This is a genomic window from Vulcanisaeta sp. EB80, from assembly GCF_002078205.2.
Genome location: NZ_LCWN02000101.1, coordinates 1 through 5,466, shown reverse-complemented (window position 1 = coordinate 5,466; position 5,466 = coordinate 1). Strand labels below are relative to the sequence as shown.

The window sequence follows — 5,466 nt, the reverse complement described above, 5'->3', positions numbered from 1 at the left end:
CGCCCCGGGTAAGGTTTCCGGCGTTGACTCCAATTAAGCCGCAAGCTTCACCCCTTGTGGTGCCCCCCCGCCAATTCCTTTAAGTTTCAGCCTTGCGGCCGTACTCCCCAGGCGGCGGGCTTAACGGCTTCCCTCCGCCACTGGGCGGGCTCTAAGCCCGCCCAACAGCTAGCCCGCATCGTTTACAGCTGGGACTACAGGGGTATCTAATCCCCTTTGCTCCCCCAGCTTTCGCCCCTCACCGTCGGGCGCGTTCCAGCCGAGCGCCTTCGCCACTGGTGGTCCTCCCGGGATTATCGGATTTCGCCCCTACCCCGGGAGTACCCTCGGCCTCTCCCGCCCCCAAGCCCGGCAGTATCGTCCCCAGCCCACGGGTTGAGCCCGTGGATTTCAGGGACGACTTACCGGGCCGGCTACGGGCGCTTTAGGCCCAGTAAGCACCCCGACCACTCGCGGAGCTGGTATTACCGCGGCGGCTGACACCAGACTTGCCCCCCGCTTATTCGCCCGGCTTTTTGCACCGGGCAAAAGCCGCCCTCTTCAGGCGGCACTCGGGGTGGCCCCGTCACGGTTTCCCGCATTGCGGAGTTTTCGCGCCTGCTGCACCCCGTAGGGCCTGGGCCCTTGTCTCAGTGCCCATCTCGGGGCTCCCGCTCTCACGGCCCCCACCCGTCTTCGGCTTGGCGGGCCATTACCCCGCCAACTACCATGATGGGCCGTGCCCCCATCCTCGGGCGGACTGCGGCGGATCGGCCGCAGTCCCTTTCGGAGAAGGGGCTTTCCAGCACCCTTCTCCTATGGGGGATTGGCCCCAGTTTCCCGGGGTTGTCCCCCTCCCGAGGGTAGGTTAGGCACGTGTTACTGAGCCGTGCGCCACGCCTGGCGGTCCCCAGGCGTACGACTCGCATGGCTTAGCCCCACCCCGATAGCGGTCGGGTCCGGCAGGATCAACCGGTTTCTTGGGGATGGGGGTTGTTCGAGGGGTTGGGTTGTGTGGTTGGGGTTGGATCATCCCCAAGCCTCCGCCCCGGCTGTTCCGGGGTGGTTTGCTTGGGGACTCATTGTGCGGGGGTTCTTGTTGCTTTTGTGTTTTATAAGTTTTTTCTTCGTGGTTTCTGTTGTTTTTAGTCGTTCCAGAATGGTTTTGTTTTTTGGTATTGTCGTTCTGCTTCTAGTATTTGTTGGTAGAGTTCTTCCTCGGTTTTTGCTTTGGCTAGGACTTTCCTTATTGCCGTGCCTGGTCCTATTCCGTGGGCTGCTAGGGTTATTATGGCTTTTTTGCCGTATTGTAGTATTATGTTTGCTGTTTGTGCTATTTCGTGCCATTGTTCCTGTTCCTCCTTTGTCATTGGTAGTTTTTTCTTTGCTTTTCGTATTGTTTCGAGTGCCTTGTTTGGGTTTTCTCCGTGTTTCAATACTGCTAGTGTTCTTACGCCGCACCTTGGGCATGATGGGGTTTCTGGTATGTATTTGACCTTTGTTGTTGTGTGCCATCCGCATTTTAGGCATATGAGTGTTATTTCTCTTTGTTCTATTCTTTGTTTTAGTAGTTGTAGTATTGTGGTTGTTGGTATTCCCTGGATTGCTGTGTCTGTCCTTGTTGCTTGGTTTATTATGTGTTGGGCTAGTGGTGTGTATTGCTGGGTCTGTGTTATTGTCACTTTAACTCTTCCTTCCCTTATTGCGTTTGTTAGTTGCTGGAGTGGTTTTGTGTCTATTTTTTCGGTTAGTATTTCCCTTATTGTTTCTTTGTCTGCTATTGTTTCTCTTAGTGTTGTTGCTAGTTGTTCTATGTTTATGTTTGTTTTTTCTCGTGGTAGTATTCCCAGCTTCCTTGCTACGTGTATGAACCTGTACCTGTAGAGTCGCGTGTTTCTTATTGCCTCGTTTATTTCCTCCTGTATCTCTCGCCAGTCCCTCTCTAGGGCTTGTTTTATTGTTGTTGGTGGTATGCTTATTGGTGTTGTTATGAGGATTCTGTATGGGTCTGTGACGCATGTTGCTGTGGTTTTGTACCTCTGTGTTATGTACCTCGTTAGGTACAGGGCTAGGGCCTGGTTGCCCTTGGTGCCTAGGCATGCGTGTATGACCATGTCCCTACCCCTCCACTCGATGTTTATTGTGTCCGTGAACTCCGTCACGCCTGTTTCCGCTTGCTCCCTCAGTTCCTCTAGGACTGGTTTGGGTATTTCCCTGGTTGGGTATTTGGTGATTGCCCGTGTTGGGTCTTGGTTGTTCCTTATCGCGCCTATCACCTCCTGCCTCAATTGGCAGGCTTCCCTGGCTACCTCGGTTGGTACTGGTATTTCCTCCCCGATCCATGTGGGTACTGCGTTTAGTGTTTGGTTTAGTGGCTCGAGTATTGCCTCGTTGTTTTCCCTGTCGACCCTGATTATTCTCCAGGGCTTGCCCGCCAGTATTATCTGTGCCCCTGGTTCTATGGTTTCCACGAACTCCTCGTCCAGCTCGCCTATTACCTTGTTCGTGACCATGTCCCTGGCCTTGTAGTGTTTTTGGTCTGGTATCATTGATACGTTCTCGAAGTAGTACCTATGCAATCCCCTCCTTGGTGTTATTGTTTCGTCATCGTTTATCCTCACGAGCCTCGTCTCCTCCATGAATTTCAGCACCTCCATTAGTTCCTCCTTGGTTAGTTCCCTGTAGGGGTGTGCCCTGGTTACCGTGCTTAGGACCTCACCCACCGTGGCTAGCCTTCCCTCGATCCTAGCCTCTATCACCATGCCGGTCACCTGGTGCTGTAGTACGTCTAGGGCCTTCTCGTGGTACTCCACGTCTGTTTCTAGTTCGTTGTTTAGGGCTTTCCTAGCTATGACTAGGGATTCTAGATAGTCGTCTGTGTCCCTCGTTATAATGTAGCCTATGGCTGTCCTGCCGAGCCTATGCCCACTCCTTCCGACCCTCTGTATGAGTTTTGTGACTTGCCTTGGGCTTGAGTACTGTATTGTCGCGTCTATGTGCCCAATGTCTATTCCCAGCTCGAGGCTTGACGTCGTCACCACAACCTTCACAACCCCACCCCTGAGCCTCTCCTCCAACCCCTCCCTCTCCTCCCTATCCAGTGAGCCGTGGTAAACCCCCACGGCATCGCTGCCCATCAATCGACCCAGCCTGTGTCCTACGAGCTCGGCTTCGTCCCTCGTGTTTGTGAAGAGGAGTGTGGTTCTGTAGGTGCTTGCTATCTCCATGATTCTCCTGAGCCTTGCTGCGGCTTCTGGTGTTGTGTTTAGTTCCTCGGCTGTCCCGTAGTCGTTGTCCGTGGGTTCCGGGTGTTCTACGGTGAGTTTTATGTCCTTTGTTACGTTCACGCTAACCACATCAACATCCCTACTCACACCGCCCAGGAATTGCGCGGCTAGTTGGGTGTTGCCTATTGTTGCCGAGAGCCCTATCCTCTGGAACTCGCCGGCTATGTTCACGAGCCTCTCCAACGCGACGGCTAATTGCGTGCCCCTCTCGTCATTCATCAACTCCTGCACCTCATCAACCACGACCCACTTGACATTCCTCAACGCCCTTCTCATGCTCTTCATTACTAGGATTACCTGGAGTGTCTCTGGCGTGGTTATGAGTATGGTCGGCGGGTTCCTGACCTGCCTCCTCCTCTCGCTCTCCGGCGTGTCGCCATGCCTCACAGCCGTCGTTATGCCAAGCTCCCTTGCTATCGCCTGCAACCTCACGTTCACATCCCTATTCAACGCCCTCGCGGGAGTCACGTATATCGCAGCCACACCCCCACTGATCCCCTCCTCAAGTATCCTACTCATTATCGGCAGCATTGCAGCCTCGGTCTTACCACTACCCGTCGGCGCTATCACGAGCACGTGCCTCCCCTCGAGTATCCTAGGTATGGCCAATGCCTGGATCGGCGTTGGTTCCCCATACCCATACCTCGCCAGCACCTCCACAAGCCTTGCATGCAAATGCCTCTGCCAGAAGCTCATTAATGCGCACCCAAAACCCACGGCCCCACTTAAAATGCCTTCCCTTGCTGGTCAAGCCATATGCCTGGCTCTCCCAGTGTCACTGGTTACGTCCGTTTGTTTCTGCGGATAAAGTTTTGGAGGCCCGCTCGCTCAATGTGTAGAGATATTTCTTGGCAAAAGCCTATAAGGTGAGGTTGTCCCGAAAACGCTAATCAAGTAGTTACTGAGTATATTGCTAGCAAGCTTGATTAACTCCTCAACGGGTCTCACAGCAGGTAATAACGCATAATACCACTTACCCAAAACCTCAATCCCAAGAATCTCATAAGGATCCCATGCTACCACCATCTTTGATTTAATTTTGCCAACCGTGAATTCGCGATTTATCCTGGTGATTTTTGTGGCGTTTCTGAATCCTAGTTCGTCGATTAATTTATTAAATACCCTGAAGTTGCTTGGTTCGCCAATGACGAAGAAGGGATTTTCGGGTGTTATTTTTAGGTAGTGCTTGCATTTTTCTGTAACGGCTTTATTGCATACTTCGAGGATCTTAACGTCCCTATTAGGTATGGCTTTTGATATCTCATCTATTGAAATTACGGCATTAGGTTGGTATGAGTTAACGGCCACAACAACATCAACTCTGCTTAGCAGGTCTGTGTAGTTGGGTTGTGTCAAATCCATGGGTGGAGCATCGACAATTGCAACGCCACCGAAGTCTTTAGGGGGCCTGCCTTGTTGTAGCTTAACGAGTTTTGATAACTTATTAATATCGTTGGCGTAGTCGCCGAGGTAGTAGTAGATCCCTGTGCAGACCCCTGATTCGCATGATAGGTCGTATAGTTCATGCTTGATTCCCCTCATTGACAATATTGCTGATAGCCCCAGTGAGATTGTGGATTTCCCCGTGCCGCTCCTAGGGCCGCTGGTTACTAATATTATCATCGTTATGAAGAGTTCTCAGTGAGTACTTTAATTGCTTTCGGTAAACATGCCCATATATTCACATACCCCCGTGGGTGTGGGTTTGTGGGGCCGCTCTGAATCAGGCACAAGACGGCGACGCCAACAATGCACGCAATACTCGCGAAAAGCGGGTACAACCACAACAAGCACTTGACCCAACAACACGTGCCGAGGAAAATAATGGAGAAACCACCGAAGGTAGTGCTGGCGTGAGGGATGCAAACATCCCTCGTGTTTTAGGCATGACTCGATTGAGGTTGCGGGCCTTAGCTTAATGACGATAGATAATTCACTAGGCATTAATTGAAATCCAACCCTCATCTCGGCAAACCGCTTTATTACCTATCCCAGGTGGCTAGTGTAACCTTCATACTAACCTTCCTGGAGCTCATGAGGGGTAGGCTCAATAATGCATTGATAGTTATTGATGAGGCCCACAGGGTTCTCAATAGGTATGTTGTTGGTGAGACGATAATCGAGAAGTTGATTAGGGAGGGTAGGCATGATAAGGCGTTACTCACCTTAATAACCCAAAACCCGTTGGACCTTAAGCATA

At 51.8% G+C, this 5,466-nt stretch carries 2 protein-coding genes, 1 rRNA gene and 1 pseudogene; 1 reads left to right on the top strand and 3 read right to left on the bottom strand.

Annotated features, from left to right (window positions below; all coding sequences use genetic code 11):
* From B7L70_RS11790 to B7L70_RS11780, 3 genes are all read right to left on the bottom strand, one after another.
* Positions 1-958: ribosomal RNA gene (locus B7L70_RS11790) — 16S ribosomal RNA — on the bottom strand; the annotation flags it as partial.
* Positions 959-1,124: 166 nt separating this feature from the next.
* A complete protein-coding gene (locus tag B7L70_RS11785; protein ID WP_081228361.1) occupies positions 1,125-3,962 on the bottom strand; it encodes a DEAD/DEAH box helicase in 2,838 nt (945 codons plus the stop codon).
* Positions 3,963-4,094: 132 nt separating this feature from the next.
* Positions 4,095-4,889 carry a hypothetical protein gene (locus tag B7L70_RS11780; protein ID WP_202908742.1) on the bottom strand — a complete coding sequence of 265 codons (795 nt, stop codon included), beginning with the start codon at positions 4,887-4,889 and terminating at the stop codon, positions 4,095-4,097.
* Positions 4,890-5,213: 324 nt separating this feature from the next.
* Here B7L70_RS11780 and B7L70_RS11775 point away from each other — a divergent pair.
* Positions 5,214-5,466 (top strand): annotated as a pseudogene (locus B7L70_RS11775) (ATP-binding protein); the annotation flags it as partial.

Coding starts and splice junctions, on each gene's coding strand:
- B7L70_RS11785 (WP_081228361.1), bottom strand. CDS start 3,962: ATGAGCTTCTGGCAGAGGCATTTGCATGCAAGGCTTGTGGAGGTGCTG.
- B7L70_RS11780 (WP_202908742.1), bottom strand. CDS start 4,889: ATGATAATATTAGTAACCAGCGGCCCTAGGAGCGGCACGGGGAAATCC.